The sequence below is a fragment of the Streptomyces sp. NPDC056835 genome, from assembly GCF_042789485.1.
Classification (GTDB): domain Bacteria; phylum Actinomycetota; class Actinomycetes; order Streptomycetales; family Streptomycetaceae; genus Streptomyces.
This window is the reverse complement of sequence record NZ_JBHUBB010000020.1, coordinates 26079-47761: the sequence shown is the minus strand read 5'-3', so window position 1 is coordinate 47761 and position 21683 is coordinate 26079. Positions and strand designations below refer to the sequence as shown.

The 21683-nt window shown below is 69.8% G+C and carries 20 protein-coding genes, 1 tRNA gene and 1 pseudogene; 14 read left to right on the top strand and 8 right to left on the bottom strand.

Features of this window, described 5'->3' with window-relative positions; all coding sequences use genetic code 11:
• Window positions 1–404: 404 nt before the first annotated feature.
• Together ACFRMN_RS22985 and ACFRMN_RS22980 are read left to right on the top strand one after the other, a co-directional pair.
• Window positions 405–746, top strand: coding sequence for a hypothetical protein (locus ACFRMN_RS22985; RefSeq protein WP_383022416.1), 342 nt, complete (start codon window positions 405–407; stop codon window positions 744–746).
• A 31-nt stretch (window positions 747–777) separates the two neighbouring features.
• The gene (locus ACFRMN_RS22980) at window positions 778–1005 is read left to right on the top strand and encodes a hypothetical protein (RefSeq protein WP_383022415.1); all 228 of its coding nucleotides are present in this window, start codon (window positions 778–780) and stop codon (window positions 1003–1005) included.
• 128 nt (window positions 1006–1133) lie between these two features.
• On the opposite strand, the gene ACFRMN_RS22975 is transcribed toward ACFRMN_RS22980, so the two are convergent.
• From ACFRMN_RS22975 to ACFRMN_RS22960, 4 genes are all read right to left on the bottom strand, one after another.
• Window positions 1134–1218 (bottom strand) — tRNA-Ser (locus ACFRMN_RS22975).
• Window positions 1219–1319: 101 nt separating this feature from the next.
• Complete coding sequence (tadA, locus tag ACFRMN_RS22970; RefSeq protein WP_382873833.1) at window positions 1320–1748, bottom strand: tRNA adenosine(34) deaminase TadA; 429 nt, start codon at window positions 1746–1748, stop codon at window positions 1320–1322.
• Window positions 1749–1801: 53 nt separating this feature from the next.
• Window positions 1802–2338 carry a hypothetical protein gene (locus ACFRMN_RS22965; protein WP_383022413.1) on the bottom strand — a complete coding sequence of 179 codons (537 nt, stop codon included), beginning with the start codon at window positions 2336–2338 and terminating at the stop codon, window positions 1802–1804.
• Window positions 2339–2562: 224 nt separating this feature from the next.
• Complete coding sequence (locus tag ACFRMN_RS22960; protein WP_383022411.1) at window positions 2563–2856, bottom strand: hypothetical protein; 294 nt, start codon at window positions 2854–2856, stop codon at window positions 2563–2565.
• 140 nt (window positions 2857–2996) lie between these two features.
• On the opposite strand from ACFRMN_RS22960, the gene upp reads away from it, so the two are divergent.
• A complete protein-coding gene (gene upp / locus ACFRMN_RS22955; RefSeq protein WP_383022409.1) occupies window positions 2997–3632 on the top strand; it encodes a uracil phosphoribosyltransferase in 636 nt (211 codons plus the stop codon).
• 131 nt (window positions 3633–3763) lie between these two features.
• Here upp and ACFRMN_RS22950 read toward each other — a convergent pair whose 3' ends face one another.
• Both ACFRMN_RS22950 and ACFRMN_RS22945 read right to left on the bottom strand, forming a co-directional pair.
• Window positions 3764–4402 carry a LytR C-terminal domain-containing protein gene (locus ACFRMN_RS22950; protein WP_383022407.1) on the bottom strand — a complete coding sequence of 213 codons (639 nt, stop codon included), beginning with the start codon at window positions 4400–4402 and terminating at the stop codon, window positions 3764–3766.
• Between the two features lie 192 nt (window positions 4403–4594).
• Window positions 4595–4897 (bottom strand): type II toxin-antitoxin system VapB family antitoxin, encoded by a 303-nt coding sequence (locus tag ACFRMN_RS22945; RefSeq protein ID WP_383022405.1) that lies wholly within the window; start codon window positions 4895–4897, stop codon window positions 4595–4597.
• Between the two features lie 863 nt (window positions 4898–5760).
• Between ACFRMN_RS22945 and ACFRMN_RS22940 the strand changes: the two genes are divergently transcribed.
• Both ACFRMN_RS22940 and ACFRMN_RS22935 read left to right on the top strand, forming a co-directional pair.
• On the top strand, window positions 5761–6708 hold the full coding sequence (locus ACFRMN_RS22940) for a Scr1 family TA system antitoxin-like transcriptional regulator (protein ID WP_383022403.1): 948 nt from the start codon (window positions 5761–5763) through the stop codon (window positions 6706–6708).
• On the top strand, window positions 6665–6805 hold the full coding sequence (locus tag ACFRMN_RS22935) for a DUF397 domain-containing protein (protein WP_383022402.1): 141 nt from the start codon (window positions 6665–6667) through the stop codon (window positions 6803–6805). Before ACFRMN_RS22940 ends, ACFRMN_RS22935 begins: the two co-directional genes overlap by 44 nt.
• A gap of 36 nt (window positions 6806–6841) precedes the next feature.
• Here the strand turns inward: ACFRMN_RS22935 and ACFRMN_RS22930 are convergent, their stop codons facing one another.
• Together ACFRMN_RS22930 and ACFRMN_RS22925 are read right to left on the bottom strand one after the other, a co-directional pair.
• Window positions 6842–8407 carry a M28 family metallopeptidase gene (locus ACFRMN_RS22930; protein WP_383022400.1) on the bottom strand — a complete coding sequence of 522 codons (1566 nt, stop codon included), beginning with the start codon at window positions 8405–8407 and terminating at the stop codon, window positions 6842–6844.
• 237 nt (window positions 8408–8644) lie between these two features.
• Complete coding sequence (locus tag ACFRMN_RS22925; RefSeq protein ID WP_383022398.1) at window positions 8645–9250, bottom strand: HhH-GPD-type base excision DNA repair protein; 606 nt, start codon at window positions 9248–9250, stop codon at window positions 8645–8647.
• 157 nt (window positions 9251–9407) lie between these two features.
• Between ACFRMN_RS22925 and ACFRMN_RS22920 the strand changes: the two genes are divergently transcribed.
• The 9 genes and pseudogenes from ACFRMN_RS22920 to ACFRMN_RS22880 all read left to right on the top strand — a co-directional run bounded on the left by ACFRMN_RS22920 (window position 9408) and on the right by ACFRMN_RS22880 (window position 21591).
• A complete protein-coding gene (locus ACFRMN_RS22920; protein WP_383022397.1) occupies window positions 9408–11702 on the top strand; it encodes a family 2 encapsulin nanocompartment cargo protein terpene cyclase in 2295 nt (764 codons plus the stop codon).
• Between the two features lie 161 nt (window positions 11703–11863).
• Window positions 11864–13054, top strand: coding sequence for a beta-ketoacyl-ACP synthase 3 (locus ACFRMN_RS22915; RefSeq protein ID WP_383022529.1), 1191 nt, complete (start codon window positions 11864–11866; stop codon window positions 13052–13054).
• The gene (locus ACFRMN_RS22910) at window positions 13051–14304 is read left to right on the top strand and encodes a beta-ketoacyl-[acyl-carrier-protein] synthase family protein (protein WP_383022395.1); all 1254 of its coding nucleotides are present in this window, start codon (window positions 13051–13053) and stop codon (window positions 14302–14304) included. Before ACFRMN_RS22915 ends, ACFRMN_RS22910 begins: the two co-directional genes overlap by 4 nt.
• Before the next feature lie 32 nt (window positions 14305–14336).
• The gene (locus ACFRMN_RS22905; protein WP_383022393.1) at window positions 14337–16553 is read left to right on the top strand and encodes an acyl-CoA dehydrogenase; all 2217 of its coding nucleotides are present in this window, start codon (window positions 14337–14339) and stop codon (window positions 16551–16553) included.
• 46 nt (window positions 16554–16599) lie between these two features.
• Window positions 16600–16824, top strand: a pseudogene (locus ACFRMN_RS22900) (acyl carrier protein); the annotation flags it as partial.
• A gap of 158 nt (window positions 16825–16982) precedes the next feature.
• On the top strand, window positions 16983–18212 hold the full coding sequence (locus ACFRMN_RS22895) for a beta-ketoacyl-[acyl-carrier-protein] synthase family protein (RefSeq protein ID WP_383022392.1): 1230 nt from the start codon (window positions 16983–16985) through the stop codon (window positions 18210–18212).
• A 181-nt stretch (window positions 18213–18393) separates the two neighbouring features.
• Entirely contained in the window at window positions 18394–19281 is an 888-nt protein-coding gene (locus tag ACFRMN_RS22890; RefSeq protein WP_383022390.1) for an SDR family oxidoreductase, read from the top strand.
• A 240-nt stretch (window positions 19282–19521) separates the two neighbouring features.
• The gene (locus tag ACFRMN_RS22885; protein WP_383022389.1) at window positions 19522–20400 is read left to right on the top strand and encodes a PP2C family protein-serine/threonine phosphatase; all 879 of its coding nucleotides are present in this window, start codon (window positions 19522–19524) and stop codon (window positions 20398–20400) included.
• Between the two features lie 192 nt (window positions 20401–20592).
• Complete coding sequence (locus tag ACFRMN_RS22880; RefSeq protein WP_383022387.1) at window positions 20593–21591, top strand: MASE1 domain-containing protein; 999 nt, start codon at window positions 20593–20595, stop codon at window positions 21589–21591.
• The last annotated feature ends 92 nt before the right edge of the window (window positions 21592–21683 follow it).

The following is a 21683-nucleotide window of genomic DNA, read 5'->3' as shown; positions in this document are numbered from 1 at the left end:
CCCGTGGCCCGCGCCGAAGCGAGACGCGAGCAGTCACCCAACGTCCGCTGTTCGATTGGAGGTTGCTGTGACAGAGGTTACAGACGGACGCGTTGTGTGACGTCCGCACGATCACCCAACTCGCCCCGAGTACCTGTACCTAGTTCATTGCTGGTGTCCTTCGCCGCCGTCGTTTTGTCGCCGGGGGGATGCGGCGGGGACCGACTCTGCCGACGACGGTGCAGCGGATGCCTTCTCCGCAGCGGCCAGGTCGGGCAGCGGGTACTTGTCCGCGGCACCCGGATCGCCGAGGGTTCGTCAGGGCGATGCGGGACGACGAACACGCTTGCCAGAACACGCCAAGTCATCGAGGCCTCGGGTACGAAGGCACCCGAAGTCGTGAGCTGGATCGAGGAGTCACGCCGATGGACCTGATGTGTTACTCGCACGCCGACGCGCGCGACGTCCGCTCCTTGCTCCTGGACATTCACGACGAGGTGTACGCGAACGATCCCGACCCGTTCCACTCGTGCGAACGATTCTCGTACTTCGTCGACCTGCGGTCGGGGCGCGAGGACTGGCTGTGTGTCTCGGGACGGGAGAACGGCGGCCCGGTCGGATACGCATTCGGCGCGAAGTTTAAACCGGGCGGGTGGTGGAAGGGAACGGACCGGCCCAAGGACGTGCGCGGCCGGATCTTCGCCCTGTCCGAGTTGATGGTGGTGCCCCCAGTGGCAGGGCACCGGCCGGGCGCAACAGATTCGTGACGCGCTGGTCCAAACCGCCGACGTCGACTTCGTGACGCTCCTCGTCGAGGTGGTGCTGCCAGGGGTGAGCGTGCTGGAGCGGCTGGTCTCCGGCTCGCGCGAGCGCGCCGAGAAGCGCCTGTGGACGACGCTCGCCGCCGCCCCGACCGCGCGGGGGTCTGCGGATCGCGGCCGGCACCTGGTAACCGGTCAGCAGCACGACCGGACCCTTCTTGCTCAAGTTCAACGCCCGTTCCAGAGCGGAGAAGAACTCCAGTAGCCGAGCGCGCTTGATACGTGCCATGGACAAGGAACCTAGAAGGCCGTCGGTGTGGCAAAGCGTGAGGCACAGACGGGCACAAAAAACCGCCCCCGATCTGTTTTCGCAGATCAGAGGCGGTTTTGCGGCGGTAGCGGAGGGATTTGAACCCTCGGTGAGTTTCCCCACACTCGCTTTCGAGGCGAGCTCCTTCGGCCGCTCGGACACGCTACCGAGAGAGAGCTTAGCCCAAGGTGGGCCGTGCTCCGAAATCGATATCCCGGGTGCGACCCGAAGGACGCCCGATGGCTGGTCGGCGGCTGCCCGACAACCCGTCAGCGGTCCCGGAAGAACGACGTCAGCAGGTCGGAGCACTCCTCCGCGAGCACCCCGTGGATCACCTCGGGCCGGTGGTTGAGGCGTCGGTCCCGTATGACATCCCAGAGCGAGCCGGCTGCCCCCGCCTTCTCGTCGAGCGCGCCGAAAACCACCCGGTCCACCCGGGACTGGACGATCGCGCCCGCGCACATCGTGCACGGCTCCAGGGTCACCACCAGCGTGCACTCCGTGAGCCGCCAGGCTCCGAGCTTCCCGGCGGCCCTGCGGATCGCCAGGATCTCCGCATGTGCCGTCGGGTCGCCCGTGGCCTCGCGTTCGTTGTGGCCCGCGGCGAGCACCGTGCCGTCCGGGGACAGCACGACGGCGCCGACCGGTACATCACCGGACAGGGCAGCCCGTGCCGCCTCCTCCAGGGCAAGGCGCATGGCCGCCCGCCACGGTGCGCGTACCGGGTCGGGCGCGGGGTCGTGCCGGATCACTATCGGACGGTCTCCAGCACCTCGGCGGCTCCCAGAGCCTCCGCGATCTCGGCCATCGCGTCCGAATCCAGCGCCAGCAGATCGGCCTCGGACAGGCCGAGGTCGGTGAGAATCTCGCGGTCGCCGACGGCTCCCGCGGGCACGGTCTCCCCGTTCTTCAGGGGGATGTCCTCTTCCTCCTCGTCGTTCTCGTCCGGTTCGCCGTCCTCCGTACCGTCGAGGTCCAGCGTGTCCAAGTCGTCGGCCGGGTCGTCGTCGTCCCTGCCGAGCAGTTCATCAATGAGGATCTCCCCGTACGAGGAGCGTGCGGCCGCGGCCGCGTCGGAGACGTAGATGCGAGGATCTTCCTCGCCCTCCACGCGGAGGATGCCGAACCAGGCATCCTCCTGCTCGATAAACACGAGCACCGTGTCCTCGTCCACCGAGGCTTCGCGGGCCAAGTCGGTCAGGTCCGACAAGGTCTCCACATCGTCGAGCTCTGTGTCGCTCGCTTCCCACCCGTCTTCGGTGCGCGCGAGCAGTGCGGCGAAGTACACCGTGACTCTCCCACTGGTCAGAGGTGTGACGATCCGGCGGTGCGCTGATCTGCCCCGCCCACTCGGAATCGTGGCAGAAACGAACGCTTCGCGAGAGGTCTTCCACCGTTGCGTCGTCGGGCCATTTTATTAGGCCCCTGTTCGGCTCCGGGCGCCGGATGCCTTCCATGAGCATGCGGGATGGACATGAGGTACGTCGCGCGCCGGGCGCGGCTACCGGCCGGTCACCACCGGAACGTACGCATCCGCATCTGCTGGCGCATCCGCGCGGCGCGGGCCTGCCGGGGTTTTACGCGCTCGCGCAGCGCCTTGGCCTCGTTCAGCTCCCGCAGAAACTGCGCGCGCCTCCGACGGCGCTCCGCCTCGCTCTCCCGAGCGTCTGCCCGGGTCTCCTCCGGGGTCTCCGCCCGGGTCACGTCCCGACCGTCCGCCTGGTCCGCTTCCCGGGCCTCCGCCTCCGCCTCGGCCTCGACCTGGTCGCGGCGCTGATCCCGGCCTTCCCGATCCTCGTCCGGCATGGCTGCGTCACCACCTCAGGCTCCGTACTCAGCTCCGCGGTCGTATCGGGGCCCCTAGACACCTTCCCTCGCTGACAGGGGTTGATGCCAGCCAGGCGGTCGCAGCGCGTGGAGCCTTGGCCCCCGGTTACTGTGTCGCCATGCGGATTCATGTCGTCGACCACCCGCTGGTGGCGCACAAACTCACCACGCTGCGCGATCGGCGCACCGACTCCCCGACCTTCCGGCGCCTCGCCGACGAGCTGGTCACGCTGCTCGCGTACGAGGCCACCCGGGACGTCCGGACAGAACAGGTCGACATCAAGACACCGGTAACGGGCACGACGGGTGTGAAGCTCTCGTATCCGCGCCCGCTCGTGGTCCCGATCCTCCGGGCCGGCCTCGGCATGCTGGACGGCATGGTGCGGCTGCTGCCGACCGCGGAGGTGGGCTTCCTCGGGATGATCCGCGACGAGGAGACCCTTCAGGCGTCCACGTACGCCAACCGTATGCCCGAGGACCTCTCGGGACGCCAGGTGTACGTGCTCGATCCCATGCTGGCCACCGGCGGCACGCTGGTCGCGGCGATCCGCGAGCTGATCAAGCGCGGCGCGGACGATGTCACGGCGGTCGTGCTGCTCGCGGCGCCCGAGGGCGTCGAGGTGATGGAGCGCGAACTCGCGGGCACGCCGGTGACGGTCGTCACGGCGGCGGTCGACGAGCGTCTCAACGAGAACGGCTACATCGTGCCGGGCCTCGGCGACGCGGGAGACCGTATGTACGGGACGGCCGAGTAGGACATCCCCTTGGGGCTCGGTTTGAGTTGAAGCTCGGTTCGCGTTGGGGCCTGGTTCGCATTGGGGCCCGGTTCGCGTTGAGGCCCGGTTCGCGCGGCAGGCGAACCGGGCCCCGTCGGAAGGCGCGGCGGTCAGTTCTTCGGGGCGGCCCCCAGATCCCCGCAGGCGGGATCCGACGCGGCGCTCGACACGGTGGCCAGGGCCTGGTCGGCGTCCTTCTGTTCGGTCAGCGCCTCGAAGGCCGCGCCGATGATCAGATCGACATCCGGTGTCTTACGGTTGTCAGTCTTCGACGTGGCCCCCTTCAGCTGGGCACCGAGGACGGTGAAGAAGCCGTCCTCCGACTTCAGCGCGCCGAGCAGTATCCCGGTGCCAGGGACCTTCTTGTCGTACGCGGCGGGGGCGTTGCCCACCTTGCCGATGACGAAGCCGCGTTTCTTCAGCTCGTCGGCGGTGGTCTGGGCGAGTCCGCCTCGCGGGGTCGCGTTGTAGACGTTGACCGTGATCTGGCCGGGCTTGGGGAGCGCCTTGACGGGCTCGGACGAGTGCGTGCAGCCGGACTTCCCGGCGGCGGCGGCGCTTTTCGTGCCGCCCCCCGTGAAGACGTCGATGAGCTGCAGCGTTCCCCAGCCGGCCAGGCCGAGGGCAACGACGGATGCGACGGCCGCGAGCACGATTCTGCGACGATGACGGGGGCGGCGCATGCGCGGGTACTTGTTGCCCGTAATGCGGTACTTTCCGCCCATGCCGGGGGGAGTCAGCATGCTCATGGCCGCAGCGTAGTGCGCGCTGGTGGTGTTTCCTACTAAATGATCAACCGGTTGCGCGGTCCGGGTGGCGAAAGGCCCCGAAAGGCTCAGTGCCCGAAGGGCCGGCCCTGCCGGAGCCTCCTCCGCCAGTCCCTGTCCGGCACTCATCAGGGTCTGTCCGTACGGGTCAGACCCTGTCCGGTACGGGCCGGATCAGCGCGGATCCATCTCCAGCACGCGTGCGTGCAGCACCTGGCGCTGCTGGAGCGCGGCGCGTACGGCGCGGTGCAGGCCGTCCTCCAGATAGAGATCGCCCTGCCACTTCACGACGTGAGCGAAGAGGTCCCCGTAGAAGGTCGAGTCCTCGGCGAGCAGCGTCTCCAGGTCCAGTTGACCCTTCGTGGTCACGAGCTGATCGAGGCGGACCGGGCGCGGCGCGACATCCGCCCACTGCCGGGTGCTTTCCCGGCCGTGGTCGGGATACGGCCGCCCGTTACCGATGCGCTTGAAGATCACACGGAAAGCCTACCGGGCGAGCGGCTCCGGGCGCAGCCATGGTGCCCGAGTTCAAAGCTCACATTCAGTGACAAAGGGGGAGTGAGGCGTGAGTGGAACCAGCCCTTCCGGTGCCTGTACCCCCGGGAACGCGGCCGTCGGTCACCGGACCGTGCCGCTGATTCGCTCGAAAGGGGTCGGGTGAGGTGTGCGACGGCGGCTCACCCCCCCGCCCGTCCGCCGGGCCCGTCAGACGGGCGGGGTACCGGGCGGGGACTGCGGGCGCGGGTTCGGCGGCGGATGCGGGCCCGGATCGGGGGGTAATTTGGGGCCGCCCGGTTTCGCGTGCTTTCCGTTGCTCATTCTGGCCCTTCGGTTCGAGAGCCCGAAGATTCCGAACGGCGGAAAGATATCCACGCGCCTCGGGAAATTCGCCTCGGCGCACCTGAGGCACAGCAGGTCCATACAGCCGTCCTGGGTGGTGCGTGCAGCCTCCACGCTGTTTATCCAGCAGGATTCGCAGTACCAGCAGTCCGTCTTTGAGAGCAGCACGGTGGTCAAGGTCGCCCTGGGCATCAGGTCACCTTTCCGTGTGCCGTGTTCTGATGCCCACCTGCGGATACCCGGAGATCAACCGGCTCGTACAATTCACCTGCTTCGGCGGATAGTTGTTCCGTCCGGTGCCGCCTGAGCATGGTCGTGCCGAGGACCACGGCCGCCAATTCAGGGGGACGGTGTGTCATTGAGTTCGATTCCTCGCGCATTGTCGTCCTCGGGGCGATGCAACTACGTTGCACAGGACAAGGGTTGCGTTGCGCGGGGCGGGCGCACAACATCGCACGCGTTCCAGTCGAGATCTGTCACATGACATGAGGGGAGCGGCCATGGGCCGACGCAACGCAGGGGGCGGGGAGAAAGTCGCCAGCACGGCCGATGTGTTCGGTGAAGTTCTCAGGCACTGCCGTGAGTCCATAGGTGTTACGCAAATAGCACTGGCTGGCGAAGTCCCCTGCGATCGCTCCTACGTTGCCCGAGTGGAAGCCGGAACACGTGTTCCTGACGAGAAATTCGCTGAGACTTGCGACATCGTGTTGCGTACCGGCGGCATCCTGCAGAAGCTCTGGCACAAGATCGACTGGTATCCGGAAGTGGACCATCCGGACTGGTTCAAGCGCCGTGCCGCCATGGACGCCGAGGCGACGGCGCTCCGTGAGTACCAGACCCAGATGATGCCGGGACTGCTGCAGACCGAGGACTACGCCCGCGCGCTGCTCTCGCGCCGGGCCGGCGGGGACGAACTGGACAGGCGTGTTCGCGCGCGGCTCAGCAGGCAACACAGGTTTCTCTCCCCCGAGGGTCCACTTCTGCTCATGGTCCTGGATGAGAGCTGTATCAGGAACACCGTCGGAAGCGCGGCCGTCATGCGGGACCAGTGCGCACATCTGCTGCGTGTGGGAAAGCAGCCGAACATCCGTGTCCAAGTCGCCCCTGCGGGTGTCCCGGGTATTTGGCGTCCCAATACTTCCATGTCCCTGATCACCCTCTCGGATGGCCATGTCTGGGTGTACTCGGAATCGCTTGACCGCGGACATTTCAGCGACGATCCGGAAGTTACCGGCCGCCATGCACAGACCTATGCTGTTCTGAGGGCGGATGCGCTTTCCGCCTCCGAGTCTGCCGCGTTGCTCCATGACGCGATGGAAGGGTACGGCCACCATGATGAATCGCGATTTCAGAGCGACAACGTGGGTAAAGAGCAGTTACAGCGGCGACAACAGCGGAAATTGCGTGGAAATAGGCACCGGTATCCCGGGCATTATCCCCGTACGTGACAGCAAGAATACCGAAGGTCCGGTGCTTGTGTTCAGCAGAGCCGTTTTCTCCACCTTTGTTTCCGATGCCAGAACTGTCGCGCACCCCACCGCCTGAAAGCGATGGGGTGCGCTGTGCCGTCGGGCCGCCCCGCTACGCGGTGGGCGTGTGGCCGCGGGAATGCGAAACAGCGCCGGACTCGGCGCCCTTGAGCGGGATCCGCGCCGCATCGGCCGTCGCCGCCGGCTTGGTCACCGAGCTCAGATCGTGGGCGTAGGTGCCCACTGCGTTGGCGATCACATCGATGTTAATGCCGAACGCCTTCATATTGATGTTCGAGAGGTCGTCGCAGGCTGAGTGGTAGCACTTGTCGTACGCGATACCGGCCTCGCCGCCGTACTTCGCCGCCTGGGCCTCGGACTTGATGCCCTCGGCGCCGGTGAAGGTGCCGCCGGACGGGATGCCCGCGTCGATGAACGGCCCGTAGTCGGAGCGGCCGTCGAAGTCCGTGCCCTCGTGCGGAACGTTCCTGCTGTCGAGGAAGTCGGTGATGCCCTTCTCCAGCTGGGCGGAGCCCTCGGGCCCGGGGCCCGCGCCCGTGCCGTCCGAGTCGTCGCCGTCGTACACGAACTGAGCGAAGTTCGGCGAGGCGATCATGTCGAAGTTGAGGTAGAGCGCGATGTCCGCGCGCTGTGCGGCGGTGAGGCCGTTGACGTACGCCTCGGCGCCGAGCAGGCCCAGTTCCTCCGCCGACCACCAGGCGAAGCGCACCTTGTTCGCCGGCTTGTCATGCGCCTTGGCGAGCTTGAGGGCGACCTCCAACAGCCCGGCGGAACCCGAGCCGTTGTCGTTGATGCCGGGGCCCTCGGTGACGGAGTCCAGATGGGAGCCGAGCATCACGGTCCGGTCCGCCCTGCCGCCCTTGGTCTCGGCGACCACATTGCGGGTGGTGCGCTCCTCCTGGAGCTGGCGGATGTCCAGGGAGACCTTCACCGCGCCCTTGGCGGCCTCGGCGGCGAGCGCCTGGCCCTCGGCCTGCGTGATACCGCCCGTGGGGATCTTCCCGGCGTCCGGGCCGCCGAGCGTGCCGTTGAGCGCGCCCTCGGTGTTGTTGTAGATGATCGCGGCGACCGCGCCGGCCGCCGCCGCTTCCTTCTGCTTCGTCGCGAAGTCGCAGCCGCCGCGCTGGATCAGCGCGATCTTGCCGGTGAAGGCGCCGGCGGCGTAGTCGGCCGGCTCGCAGCCGGTGGTCGCGTCGACCGGGACGGCGGCGAGGTCGGCCGCGATGCCGCCCTCCTTGGTGGACGTCGTGTACGACATGGCCGCGATCGCGACATCGCGAGGCGTCGGCGCGGTGACCGTCAGCTTCTCGGCGAGCGTCTCGATATAGGTGATGTCGAAGGTGTCGTACGAGACCTGGTAACCGGCCTTCTTCAGCTGGCTGTACACATACGCGGCGGAGGCGTCATGGCCGAGCGTGCCCGCCGCCCTGTTGCCGTTGGCCGAGTCCGCGATGGCCTGGAACTTCTCCAGATGCCGGTACGCGTCGCCGGCCGATGCCTCGCGCACCAGCTTCCGGGAGAGCTTCGCCGCGTCCTTGGCGGCGTCCTTGGCCGGGTCGTGCGAGCGCGCGGAGGCGGGCGAGGCGGAGAGCAGCAGAGGGGCGGCGAGCGCGGTGGTGGTCGCGACTGCCAGGAGTCTGCGGGAAGTTGCGTTCACAGGGGCTGGGATCCTTCCGGTGCGAACGAATGTGAGGGAAAGCTAGCCAGCGCCGCGCCGCCTGGGAACAGGTGTGTCATAGCTCACGGTGCGTATCGGGTGATCAGCCGCGGATCAGGCCTGGTTCGGCTCTGATTCGGCCCTGATTCGGGGCGGGGTGGGGCGGGGCGGCGCGGGGCAGGTCGGGGCGGGCCGGTCGCGGATCGGTTGTGGTCCGGAGCCCGGATCGGCCGGCGGTCAGTCGGCCTTGGGCGCTCGCGTCGCCTTGGCCGCCTTCGCCGCGCGCTTCGCTTCCTGCTTGAACGCCCGTACCCTGGCCAGCGATTCGGGTCCGGTGATGTCCGCCGCCGAGCGGTACGACCCCACGTCCCCGTACGCGCCCGCGGCCTCGCGCCAGCCCTTGGGCTGTACCCCGTACTGCTTGCCCAGCAGCGCCAGGAAGATCTGGGACTTCTGCGTGCCGAAGCCGGGCAGCGCGTTCAGCCGGTCCCGGACCTCCGCGCCGGTGGCGATGTCACGCCAGATCGCGGTGGGATCGCCGTCGTAGTGCTCGACGAGGTACTGACAGAGCTGCTGGACGCGTCGGGCCATCGACCCCGGATAGCGGTGCACGGCGGGCTTGTCCGAGAGCAGCGCGACGAACGCCTCGGGGTCGTACGCGGCGATCTCGCGGGCGTCGAGGTCGTCGTGTCCCATGCGTACGGCGATGGTGTACGGGCCGGAGAACGCCCACTCCATCGGGACCTGTTGGTCAAGCAGCATGCCGACCAGCGCGGCCAGCGGGCTGCGGCCGAGCAGCTCGTCGGCCTCGGGCTGTTGTGCGAGCCGGATTGTGGTGCTCATTCAGCGATGATCACCCGGGCCGCGCCATGACGCGCGTACGCCACGCGCTTGCTGTGTGTTCATATGACTAATTTGTGGTCCGGATGGCGGAGTCGGTCGAGGGGTAGATCACGACTCAGGGAAAATCACCGGAACCGTCGGGAAAGGCCGCTCGCCCGTGACACAGCCGTTTGAATTGCCGGATTTCTATATGGCTTATCCGGCCCGACTCAATCCGCACCTGGAGGAGGCCAGGGCGCATTCCAAGCGGTGGGCCAGGGACATGGGCATGCTGGAGGGGTCGGGTATCTGGGAGGAGCGCGACCTCGATTCCCATGACTACGCCCTGCTCTGTTCGTACACGCATCCGGACTGCGACGGTCCGGCGTTGTCGCTGGTCACGGACTGGTATGTGTGGGTGTTCTTCTTCGACGACCACTTCTTGGAGGTCTACAAGCGGCCGCAGGACCGGGAGGGTGGCAAGGCGTATCTCGAACGGCTGGCCGCTTTCATGCCGATGGATCTCGCCGCCGGATTCCCGGAGCCGACCAATCCGGTCGAGGCGGGGCTGGCGGACCTCTGGGCCCGTACGGTCCCGAGCATGTCCATGGCGTGGCGGCGGCGGTTCGCGGAGTCCACGGAGAATCTCCTCAACGAGTCCGACTGGGAGCTCGCGAACATCAACGCGCACCGGGTCGCGAATCCGGTCGAGTACATCGAGATGCGCCGCAAGGTCGGCGGAGCGCCCTGGTCCGCGGGGCTCATCGAGTACGCGGCGCGCGCCGAAGTGCCCGCGGAGATCGCCGACTCACGCCCGCTGCGGGTGCTGAAGGAAACGTTCTCGGACGGTGTCCATCTGCGCAACGACCTGTTCTCGTACCAGCGGGAGATCGAGGAGGAGGGCGAGCTGAGCAATGGAGTGCTTGTCCTGGAGACGTTCCTCGGCTGTACGACACAGGAGGCGGCGGACGCCGTCAACGATCTGCTCACCTCGCGTGTCCAGCAGTTCGAGAACACCGCGCTGACCGAACTGGGGCCGCTCTTCGCCGAGAAGGGCCTGGATCCGCAGTCGTGCGCCGACACTCTCGCCTATGTGAAGGGGCTTCAGGACTGGCAGTCGGGCGGCCATGAGTGGCATATGCGCTCCAGCCGGTATATGAACGGCGCCGGTTCCGGTTCCGGCGCCGATTCGGACGCGGGTTCCGGGGCGGGTTCCGGGTCGGGCGCGTCGTTCTCGATGGTGCCGGTCGGTCTCGGTACGGCCGCGGCCGATATCGCGAGGACGATCGGCGCGGGTGCGCCGGCGCGGGCGCGCGGCCACAGCCATATCCCGTTCGAGCGGGTCGGTCCCTCCGTGCTGCCGGAGTTCCGGATGCCGTTCGCTCTGTCGCTGAGCCCGCATCTGGACCACTCGCGGGAGCACACGGTCGAGTGGGCCGACCGCATGGGGATCCTGAGGGCGCAGCCCGGTATCCCCGGCTCGGACGTCTGGGACGAGCGTCGGCTGCGCCGTATCGATCTGCCGCTCTGCGCGGCCGGTATCCATCCGGACGCCACGGCGGAGGAGCTAGATCTCACCTCGGACTGGCTGACGTGGGGGACGTACGGCGACGACTACTACCCGGTGGTCTACGGCAACGCGCGCGATATGGCGGGCGCGAAGGCGTGCAACGACCGGCTGGCGCTGTTCATGCCGGTCGAGAGCACGGAGACGCCGGTACCCGCGACCGGGCTGGAACGGGGGCTGGCCGATCTGTGGGTCCGTACGGCGGGCCCGATGGATCTGGACGCGCGGCGCGTCTTCCGCAAGTCCGTGGTGGACATGACCGACAGCTGGCTGTGGGAGCTGGCCAATCAGGTGCAGAACCGTATCCCCGACCCCGTCGACTACATCGAGATGCGCCGGCAGACGTTCGGCTCGGACATGACGATGAGTCTGTCCCGGCTGAGCCACGGCCGGGTGGTGCCACCCGAGATCTACCGGTCGGGGCCGATGAGGGCCATGGAGAACGCGGCGCAGGACTACGCGACGCTGCTGAACGACGTCTTCTCGTACCAGAAGGAGATCGAGTTCGAGGGCGAGGTGCACAACGGTGTGCTCGTCGTGCAGAACTTCTTCAACTGCGACTACCCGACCGGCCTCGCCATCATCGACGACCTGATGAACTCACGGATGAGCCAGTTCCAGCATGTCGTCGCCAACGAACTACCCACGCTGTACGACGACTTCGGCCTCGACGCGGACGCACGCCGGGTGCTCGACGGCTATGTGAAGGAGCTGGAGAACTGGCTGTCCGGGATTCTCAACTGGCACCACGGCTGTAAGCGGTACAAGGAGGCCGAACTGCTGGAGGACCGGGCCGGGATCACCCACTGGCTGCCCCCCGTTCCGAGCGGGCTCGGCACCTCGGCGGCACGGATTCACCTACCTGGGTGGGAACCGACGCGATCTTTGCCCCAAATGGCGCAGTAACTCGCTTACGGGCGCGCCCGTTTGTCATCCGGTCGATGTGATCTTTTACCGGATGGGGGCCGTGGGTGGCGAGTGGAAACGCGCTGTACGGGCGCACGGAGGCGCGAGACCCGCGCGCGAGGGGGCGCGAAGAGGGCTGGGAGGAGAAGAGCCGGGAGGGGGTGGAGCCACGGACGGCGGTACTGGAGGCCGTCGCGGGGTGGGTTCCGGGGGAGCCGGTCCCCAATGGGGCGTTGCCCGCTGAGTGGGAGGTGGACGACGCCTGGATCCGTACGCGTACGGGCATCGCCGGCCGTCATCGGGCTGCTCCTGGGATGTCCACGGGGGATATCGCGTACGAGGCGGCGAGGCTGCTGGTCGCCGATCCGGCGCGGGCCGGTGCCGTGCGGGCGGGTTCCGCGTGGGCGGGTTCCGTGCCGACGGGTGTGCGGGCGGGGTCCGCGCGGGCGGTGGACGCCGTGGTGCTGGCCACGGCGACTCCGGATCATCTGTGTCCGGGGACCGCGCCTGCGCTGGCGGCGCGCCTGGGGTTGGGCACGGTACCCGCGTTCGATATCGGCGCGGTGTGCAGTGGCTTTGTCTACGGTCTCGCCGTCTGCCACGGACTGGTGGTGTCGGGGCTCTTCGAACGGGTGCTCCTGGTGGGCGCCGATGTGTACTCGACCTGGCTGGATCCCCGGGACCGCTCCTCGGGCGTGGTGTTCGGCGACGGCGCCGGAGCGGCGCTGATCGGTGCGGGCAGGGCCGGGGACCCGGGCGAACTGCTCGCCTTCGACCTGGGCAGTGACGGCACGGGATATGACCTGATCACCGTGCCGGGCGGCGGGGCGCGGTCGAGGTCGGTGGCGGAACCGTCCGCCGAGGGCGACGAGTTCTTCCGGATGCGGGGGCGGGCGGTCTATCAGCACGCGGTCGAGCGGATGACCGGTTCGTGCCGCTCGCTGCTGCGCACGGTGGGCTGGGACGCCGCCGAGGTCGACCATTTCGTACCGCACCAGGCCAACGCCCGGATCCTGCGGGCCGTCGCCGAACGGGTGGGGATCGGCGCGGGGCGCTGTGTCACCCATCTCGACCGGGTGGGCAATACCGGCGCGGCCTCCATCCCTCTCGCCCTGGCGGACGCGCACGCGCGGGGACGCTTCCGCGCGGGCGACCGCATGCTGCTGACCGCCTTCGGCGGCGGCCTCACCTGGGGATCGGCGGCGCTGCGCTGGCCCGCGACGACAACGCCCGCGACGACAACGCCCGCGACGACCACGCCCACGACGACCACGCCCACGACGACCACGCCCGAGGCCGCACGGCCCGAGAACTCACGGGCCACGGCCCTCGACGGAAGGAACGGATCATGACGCCGACGACTGAACGGGGGCGCGGGCAGGAGAGCGGGACGGTCGCGGTGACCGGGCTCGGGGTGGTGACTCCCGCCGGTCATGATGAACGGTCGTTCTGGGAGGGGCTGTGCGCGGGGCGGTCGGTGGCCGGTCGGCGCCCGGAACTGGCCGGTATGCCGGTCGACTTCGCCTGTGCGGTCGAGGGCATCGATCTCGACGCCGTGATCGGCGGTCGGTCGGTCTGGCGGATGGCGCGGTTCGTGAAGCTGGCGCTGATCGCGGCCCGGCAGGCCGTGGCGGACGCCGGACTCGACCCCGCGAGCTGGGACAGCGGCCGGGTGGGCGTGGTGCTCGGCGTGGGCGTCGGAGGTGTCTCCCTGCTCGTCGACAACGCGCTGAAGCTTCAGGCGGACGGCCCGCAGGCGGTCTCCCCCGTACTGGTGCCGATGATGATCCCCAACGCGGCGGCGGGAGAGGTCGCCATCGCGCTCAAGGCCCGGGGGCCGAGCCTGGCCCCGGCGACCGCCTGCGCCTCGGGTGCCACCGCGATCGCGGTGGCCCGCGATCTGCTGACGAGCGGGCAGTGCGATGTGGTGGTGGCCGGGGGCGCCGAGTCCGTACTGACCCCGCTGGTGGTGACGGCATTCGCGCGGATGGGCGCGCTGTCGACGCGTACCGGCGCTCCGGCCGAGGCGTCACGGCCGTTCGCGTCGGACCGGGACGGGTTCGTCATCGGCGAGGGCGCCGCCATGGTCGTCCTGGAACGGGAGGCGGACGCGCGGGCCCGGGGCCGCGCGCCGCGCGCGCTGCTGGCCGGCGCGGGCGCCAGTACGGACGCGCACCATCCGACAGCGCCCGCGCCGGACGGCCGGTGGGCCCAGGCGGCGGTGGAGGAGGCGCTGCGGGACGCGGGCTGGAGCCCGTATGACGTCGAGCATGTCAACGCGCACGGCACGTCGACACCGCTCAACGACGCGATGGAGGCGACACTGATCGACCGGGTCTACCCGCACCGGCCGCCGGTCACGGCGCCGAAGGGGGTGGTCGGGCACACGCTGGCGGCAGCGGGGGCGATCGAGGCGGTGGCGACGGTGCTGACCCTCGAACATGGCGTGATTCCGCCGATCGCCAACGTGGACGCGCCCGCTGTCGAGTTCGACCTCGACTGTGTCACGAAGGAACCCCGGCGGCAGTGGGTGGAGACGGCGGTCAGCCACTCATTCGGGTTCGGCGGGCACAACGTGGCGCTGGCGTTTCGGCGGGCCTGACGACAGGTCACATCAGGGAGCTGATCGTACGAATGTCCCATGGTTCTGCGGGTGGGAGAGTCGTTTCTTCGCCATTGATTGATCGTTATACCGGCGTGAGTATAAATATCAACGCCGTTGCCGTGAACTCGGTTGACCAGACAGGCTCATTGGACCCGACGGGCTCATTGGGTCCGACGGGTTCATTGGGGCCGACGGTGGATCCGCTGACGCGCGCGCTCTTCGGGGAGGACTTCGACCGGGAGCACGCGCCGTGGCGTCGGCTCGCCGCCGCGGCGCCGTTCCGCCGCCGGCCCGGTGCCTCGTCCGGGGAACGGCTGGCGATGGCGTACGAGCGGCTGCGTACCGTCAATGACACGCTCGACAGCCCGGCGGAGCTGGTGGCCGACGCGCGCGGGCTCGCCGCGCTGCATGAGTGGCTGGGCCCGGTCGATCCGGCCTTCACGACGGTCGCGGGCATTCACTACAACCTGTTCCTCGGCAGTCTCCTCGACCACGCGCGGAGTGAGAGGGGCGCGGCGCGCGGCTCGGCGCGGGACATGGCGGGCTCGGCGGATGTGGCCGACTTCTTCGCGCTGCGCCGGGTGGGCACCTTCCTCTGTACGGAGGTGGCGCACGGAAACGACGCGGTCGCCGTGGAGACGACGGCCGCCTACGACCGGGAGCGGGACGGTTTCGTCCTGTGCACGCCGCATGCCGGGGCGCAGAAGTTCATGCCGAACACCAGCCCGGTGGGCGGCCCCAAGTCCGGTGTGGTGGCGGCACGGTTGCTCGTGGACGGTACCGATCACGGCGTCTTTCTGTTCCTGACGCCGCTGACCGACGCCGTCGGGGCGCTCCCCGGCGTCCGGGTGCGCAGGCTGCCCGCCCGGCTGGGCAGCCCGGTGGACCACTGTCTGACCTCGTTCGACCAGGTCTTCGTGGGGCGCGAGGCGCTGCTGGGCGGTGCGCAGGGGCGGATCGGTGACGACGGTGTGTTCCGGAGCGAGCAGAGCAACCGCCGACGGCGTTTCCTGACCTCGATCGGCCGGGTCACGGCGGGCAAGCTCTCGATGAGCGCGTGCGCGGTCGGCTCGGCGCGGGTCACGCTGGCGCTCGCCGTGCGGTACGGCGCGCACCGGCGGATCTCCGGTCCCAGAGGAGGGGAGCGGGTAACGGTGTTCGCGCACCGCAGCCACCACGGTCCCCTGGTCGGAGCCCTGGCCACGGTCTTCGCGATGACCTTGTTGCACCGTACGGCGCTGGACGCCTGGGAGTCGCGTACCGAAGCGGACACGGACGAGGCCGAACGGCTGGTGGCCGTCGCCAAGGGCTGGATCAGCTGGCGGGCGCGCGAGGTCATCGTGGAGTCACGGGAACGGTGCGGGGCGCAGGCGCTGCTGGAGAACAACGGCATGACCGAGCTGCTTGCGGGTATCGAGGGCGTCATCACGGCGGAGGGCGACAATGTCGCGATCTACGCGAAGGCGGCGGCCGAGATGCTGTTCTCGGCGACTCCGGGTCCGGACCCGGGCCTGGGCCCGGAGCGGGGTCCGGAGCGAGGTCCGGGGCGGGGCCCGGAACTGGAGCCGGAGCCGGTGTCGGAGTCGGAGCCCGATCAGGTTTCCGTTTCGGAGCCGGATTCAGTTTCAGTTTCGGTTTCGGGTCCGGAGCCGGAGTACGGATCGTACGGCCCCTCCCGCCGCGAGCTGACCGACCCGCTGTTCCTGGACGGACTCCTGGTCGCTGTCGAGGCCCTATGGCTGGAACGGGCCCGCCGCCGGATGAGCCAGGTGCCGCACGGCGACTCGCTGGCGCGGTGGAACGCGGCGTCCGGTGCCGCGCTGCGTGCCGTGGAGGCGTACGCGTACCGGCGCGCGTCGGAGGCGTACGCGGTGGCGATGGCGGGGCTGGAGCCCGGCTCGTCGCCCTCCGCCACGAAATCGTCCCCCTCCGTCTCCTCGGCCTCGGCCCATGACCTGCTGCGTTCGCTGCACCGGCTCTTCGCGCTCCAGTGGATCGACCGGAACAGCGGCGATCTGCTGGCCGCGGGCCGGCTGGCCCCCCGTCATCTCGATGAACTGCCCGAGGCCGTCGAACAGCTCATCTCGCGGCTGGCCGGCCATGCGCCCGCCCTCGTCGAGTCCTTCGCGCTGCCGGAGGAGATGTTCGCCGACTGGCCCATCTCCGGGGCCGGTTACGTGGACGCCTACGACGACGCGGAGGGCGCGTGGCACGCCGCACCCGCCGCATCCGCCGCACCCGCTTGAAACCACCGACCCCCTCAACCGACCCAACCCCTGGAAAGGACAACCCATGAGCGAGATCCACCCGAAGATCTCCGAGGTGCTGACGGAGACGTTCAAGGTGCCCGCCGTGGAGATCATCCCCGAGGCCACGATGGACAGCCTGGAGATGGACTCACTCGCCGTCGCCGAGTTCGCCGTCATCATCAAGGAGACGCTGGGGATCGACGCCGACTCGGACTCGCTGCTCAAGGGCGCCACGCTGGCGGAGATCACCGCGTTCCTCGACGGGGCGCGCACGGCGCGTACGGCGCACACCGCGCACGCGGCGCGCCCGCTCCGCGCGGTTCACGCGGCGGGCGCGATGAGCGGCGTCGGCGACACGATGAGCGGCGTCAGCGAGACGATGAGCGGCGTCAGCGAGACGAACGAGGCCGCGGTGGGCGTCGGCCGATGACCGGACCCGCCATCGCCATCACCGGTCTGGGGATGATCACCCCGGCCGGGAACGACACCGACTCCACCTGGCACGGCGTGTGCGCGGGAGTCTCCCCGGCGCACCGGGTACCCGAACTGAGCGGCTGCGCGGTCGACTTCGCCTGCACGGTCGAGGGCATCGATCTGGACGCCGCGATCGGTGGGCGTACGGCCTTCCGGATGGGCCGGTACGTGAAGTTCGCGCTCCTCGCCGCGCGCGAGGCGGTCGCCGACGCCGGACTCGACCCGACGAGCTGGGACGGCACCCGGGTCGCCGTCGTGGTCGGGACCAGCAGCGGGGGGTCGGCCAGCCTGACGGAACAGTCCGTCGCGCTCGACAGACGCGGGCCCGAGGCGACCTCCCCGTCCGGCATCCTGCTCACGATCCCGAACATGCCGGCGGCCGAGATCGCCATCAAGATGCGCGCCACCGGGCCCAGCATGGCGCCGTGCACGGCGTGCTCCTCGGGGGTCACGGCGCTGTCCGTGGCACGGGATCTGCTCTCCACCGGGCAGTGCGACATCGCCGTGGCGGGGGCGACGGAGTCCATCGTCTTCCCGGTCGCCATAACCGGGTTCGTGCGCTCGGGCGCCGCCGCGTCGGCAGGTCCCGGCGACGACCCGGCGCTGTTGTGCCGGCCCTTCGCCTCGGACCGCGCGGGGCTGGTCCTGGGAGAGGGCGCGGCGATCATGGTGCTGGAGCGCGAGCAGGACGCGCGGGCGCGCGGCGCGGAGCCACGCGCGCTGCTGGCGGGCGCCGGTGCCACGACCGATGCGCACCACCCGACGAGCCCGCACCCCTCGGGCGCCGTCGCCCAGCGCGCCGTGGAGGTGGCGCTGCGGGACGCGGGCTGGCAGTCGGGTGATGTCGAGCATGTCAACGCGCACGGCACGTCGACGCCGCTCAACGACGCGACCGAGGCGGCGCTGATCAGCAGGGTCTATCCGCACCGGCCGCCGGTCACGGCGCCCAAGGGCGTGCTCGGGCACTGTATGGGGGCGGCGGGCGCCATCGAGGCGGGCCTGACCGTGCTGACGCTCCAGCACGGCGTCGTACCCCCGATCGCCAACCTGGACGCGTCGGCCGTCGAGTTCGACATCGACTGCGTGACCAAGCAGCCGTTGCGCCGGCGGATCGACCGCGCGGTCAGCCACTCGTTCGGCTTCGGCGGGCACAACGCGGTACTGGCGCTGCGACGCGCCTGACCCATGCCGCCGCACGCACCGTCGTGCCGTACCGCGCCTGTGCGCGTACCCGCGCGCCCCTGCACACCGCGCCTGTGCGCGCGATGCGTCGGCGTACACAATGCGCCGGCGTACGGAATGCCGTCCTCCAGCCACGCGCCGGGGGGCGGCCTCCCCTCACTCTCACTCCGGAGGACCCACCATGAGCAGGCATCCACCGCTCCGAGGACGTACCGCCGTCATCACCGGCGCCGCGCGCGGCGTCGGCGAACAGCTCGCCCGGTCCCTCTCCGAGCGGGGTGCCCGGCTGGCGCTCGTCGGCCTGGAGAAGCCCGAACTCGCCCGTGTCACCGAGTCATTGACGGGCGAGGCGGACCATTGGCACGCGGATGTCACCGACGCGGCGGCCATGCTGCGTACGGCACGGCTCGTCGAGGAGCGCTTCGGTACGGTCGATGTCGTCGTCGCCAACGCGGGGGTCGCGGCGGGCGGGCTCTTCCGTCACTCCGAACCCGACGCGTGGCGCCGCGTCATCGAGGTCAATCTGATCGGCAGCGCCAACACCGCCCGCGCCTTCCTCCCCGCCCTGCTGGACTCCCGCGGCTACTACCTCCAGATCGCCTCGCTCGCGGCCCTCGCCCCCGCCCCGATGATGACGGCCTACTGCGCCTCGAAGGCCGGGGTGGAGTCCTTCGCGCACACTCTCCGTATGGAGGTGGCGCACCACGGGGTGGAGATTGGCGTCGGCTATCTCACCTGGACCGATACCGACATGGTCCGGAGCGCCGAGCAGGATTCCACGCTCCGCGAGCTGCGCTCCCGTATGCGCTGGCCCGCCAACCGGACCTATCCGCTGGCCCCGGCCGTGGACCGGCTCACCGCCGGCATCGAACGCCGCGCCCGCCATGTCTATGCCCAGCCCTGGCTCCGCGCGGCCCAGCTCGTACGCGCGGCTCTCCCGCGTGCCGCGGCGCACCGAGCCCGCCGCGCCCTGCCGGCCCTGGAATCCGCCTCGGCCGCGACCCCCACCACCCTCCTGGGCGCGGGCGGAGCCGCGAACGAGGCGGGCGACTCCGCCGGCCGGCCGTAATCCGGCCCGGTGAGGGCCCGGCTCCGCCCCGCGCCGCCCACGTGATGTTCATGGTGCACGTCTCGTGCCGCGTGCATATTCTGGGAATTCCATGCTCATACCGGACTGTCACGGCTTATCCGGCAGAAGACGCGTGCCGGAAATATGATGAAGGTGAGGCTTGAGCGAGAGGCCCCTCTGTACTCCGTTGCGAGGAACAACTCACAGCGGTCCACCAACGGACGTACCTCGGAGCGGTGCATGACCCGGCGTCGTCCCAGCCGGTCGGCGAGCGCCGACGACCTGCTGACCACACTCGGCCGGCTCACCGCCCAGGCGCGGCGGCGGGTGGAGCTTCAGCACGCCCGGGTGGAGCTGGCGGAGGCCCTGCAACGCGCGATGCTCCCGCCCTTTCTCCCCGCCGTACCCGGGCTGCGGACCGCCGCCAGGTACGCGCCCGCGCGGGACGGTCTGGATATCGGCGGCGACTGGTACGACGGTTTCGTGCTGCCCGACGGCGCGCTGGCGTTCTGTGTCGGCGATGTCCAGGGGCACGATGTCGAGGCGGCCGTGATCATGGGGCAGGTACGGATCGGTCTGCGGGCGGTCGCGGCGGCGGCCGGCGATCCCGGTCAGGTGCTGAGCCGTGCGAACGATCTGATGCTGTCGGTGGACTCCAGCCTCTTCGCGACCTGTACGTTCCTCCGCTTCGACCCGGTCACCCGCGTGCTGGAGAGCGCCCGCGCCGGCCATGTGGCCTCGGTGTGGGCCGCGGCGGACGGCAGCTCGGGTGTCGACGAGGACCCGGGCGGTCTGCCGCTGGGCATCCTGCCGGGGGAGATATACCCGGTGATCCGCCGCCGCCTGACGGACACCGGGGCGTTCGTGCTGGTCACGGACGGTGTGGTCGAAGGCCCCGCGTTCTCGGTCGAGGACGGCCTCGGGCGGGTGGCCCAGCTGACCGCCGCCGCGGTCCTGGCCGCCGAGGCCGCCGGCGTCGGTGCGGACCCGGGCGCGATGGCCACCGAGGTGCTGAAGGTGGCCGAGCTGACCGGTCACGCGGACGACGCCGCCGTGCTCGTCCTCTGCCATGACTCCGTACCGGACGGTCCCGTCGGCGCGCGCGGCCCGTGCCGCTGACTGTTCGGGCGGTGGCCCGGGCCACCGCCCAGGCCGCTGTCCGCTGCCCAGGCCGCTGTCCGTTGTCCGCTGCCCAGGCCGCTGTCCGCTGTCCGCTGTCCGTTGTCCGCGCGTAGGGTCCGGGGTGACGCGAGCCTTCCGGCAGTGCGTGTCACGGCGTACCCGGGCGGCGGGCGTTGTCTGATGGCTGATGTGGTGCCTACCGAGGAAGTCCGACGTCTCTCCCTGGCCGTTCTCCGGATTCTCGGCGTCGCCGCCGCCTATGCCGGGGCCGCACAGCTCGGTCTGCTGAAGCAGCTGCTGATCTCGGGCGCGGTCGTGACGCCTCTCTGGCCGTCCTCGGGCATCGCGGTGGCCTGCCTGCTCTTCCTGGGCATCGGGATCTGGCCGGGGATCGCGCTCGGCGCCCTCATCACCATCATGACGCTCGGTCCCGTCCATCTCTTCGACATCGGGGTCATCGCGGCAAGCGCCCTCGCCCCGGTCTGCTCCGTTCTGATGCTCCGGCGCGTGGGTTTCCGTACGGAGCTGGACCGGCTGCGGGACGGGGTCGCCCTGGTGTTCCTCGGGGCGCTGGCCGGGATGCTGATCAGCGCGACGCTGGGAGCGTGGATGCTGGTGCTCGGCGGCAAGCTGCGGCCCGAGGGGTTCTGGCCGACCTGGACGGCGTGGTGGGTGGGCGACGCCATGGGGGTGCTGGTGGTCACGCCGATGCTGCTCATGCTCCGCAGGGCCCGGCGCCCCCGGGTCAGGGACTTCCGCCGCTGGCCCGAGGCGGTGGCCCTGTTGATCACCGCTGTCGTCGTGACGCCGCTGGCCACCATGAGCAGATTCTCCGTGCTCTTCCTCGTCTTCCCGGTGCTCATCTGGGCCGCGCTGCGCTTCCAGCTCTCCGCGAGCGCGCCGTACGCGCTGTTCGTTTCGGTACTGGCGATCTCGGAGGCGACCGACCGCGTCGGGGGGTTCGAACACCACACCCTCATCGAGCGGCTGGTCAGCCTCCAGGCCCTCAACGGGTCCGTCGCGCTGACCTCGCTGCTGCTGGCGGCGATCGTCACGGAGCAGCGGAACGTCCGGCTGAAGGTCGAGGACGCGTGCGTGGAGCTCGCCGATCTGGTGGCACACCTCAGCCCGGCGGAGCCGCCGAAGCAGTTCGGGCCGGACCGCGGCAAGGACCCCGGGGGCGGCTGATCCCCGTCGGCCCCGGGCCACGCGATCGCCCGCCGCGTACCGCCCGCCGCCCGTCGCGTACCGCCCGCCGCCTACCGCCCGTCGCGTACCGC

Excerpts from the sequence above, each read along its gene's own strand:
- ACFRMN_RS22890 (WP_383022390.1), top strand. The coding sequence starts at position 18,394 with ATGAGCAGGCATCCACCGCTCCGAGGACGTACCGCCGTCATCACCGGC.
- ACFRMN_RS22960 (WP_383022411.1), bottom strand. The coding sequence starts at position 2,856 with ATGCCGGACGAGGATCGGGAAGGCCGGGATCAGCGCCGCGACCAGGTC.
- ACFRMN_RS22910 (WP_383022395.1), top strand. The coding sequence starts at position 13,051 with ATGACGCCGACGACTGAACGGGGGCGCGGGCAGGAGAGCGGGACGGTC.
- ACFRMN_RS22895 (WP_383022392.1), top strand. The coding sequence starts at position 16,983 with ATGACCGGACCCGCCATCGCCATCACCGGTCTGGGGATGATCACCCCG.
- ACFRMN_RS22885 (WP_383022389.1), top strand. The coding sequence starts at position 19,522 with ATGACCCGGCGTCGTCCCAGCCGGTCGGCGAGCGCCGACGACCTGCTG.
- upp (WP_383022409.1), top strand. The coding sequence starts at position 2,997 with ATGCGGATTCATGTCGTCGACCACCCGCTGGTGGCGCACAAACTCACC.
- ACFRMN_RS22925 (WP_383022398.1), bottom strand. The coding sequence starts at position 9,250 with ATGAGCACCACAATCCGGCTCGCACAACAGCCCGAGGCCGACGAGCTG.
- ACFRMN_RS22950 (WP_383022407.1), bottom strand. The coding sequence starts at position 4,402 with ATGAGCATGCTGACTCCCCCCGGCATGGGCGGAAAGTACCGCATTACG.
- ACFRMN_RS22905 (WP_383022393.1), top strand. The coding sequence starts at position 14,337 with ATGTCCCATGGTTCTGCGGGTGGGAGAGTCGTTTCTTCGCCATTGATT.
- tadA (WP_382873833.1), bottom strand. The coding sequence starts at position 1,748 with ATGCGCCTTGCCCTGGAGGAGGCGGCACGGGCTGCCCTGTCCGGTGAT.
- ACFRMN_RS22940 (WP_383022403.1), top strand. The coding sequence starts at position 5,761 with ATGGGCCGACGCAACGCAGGGGGCGGGGAGAAAGTCGCCAGCACGGCC.
- ACFRMN_RS22985 (WP_383022416.1), top strand. The coding sequence starts at position 405 with ATGGACCTGATGTGTTACTCGCACGCCGACGCGCGCGACGTCCGCTCC.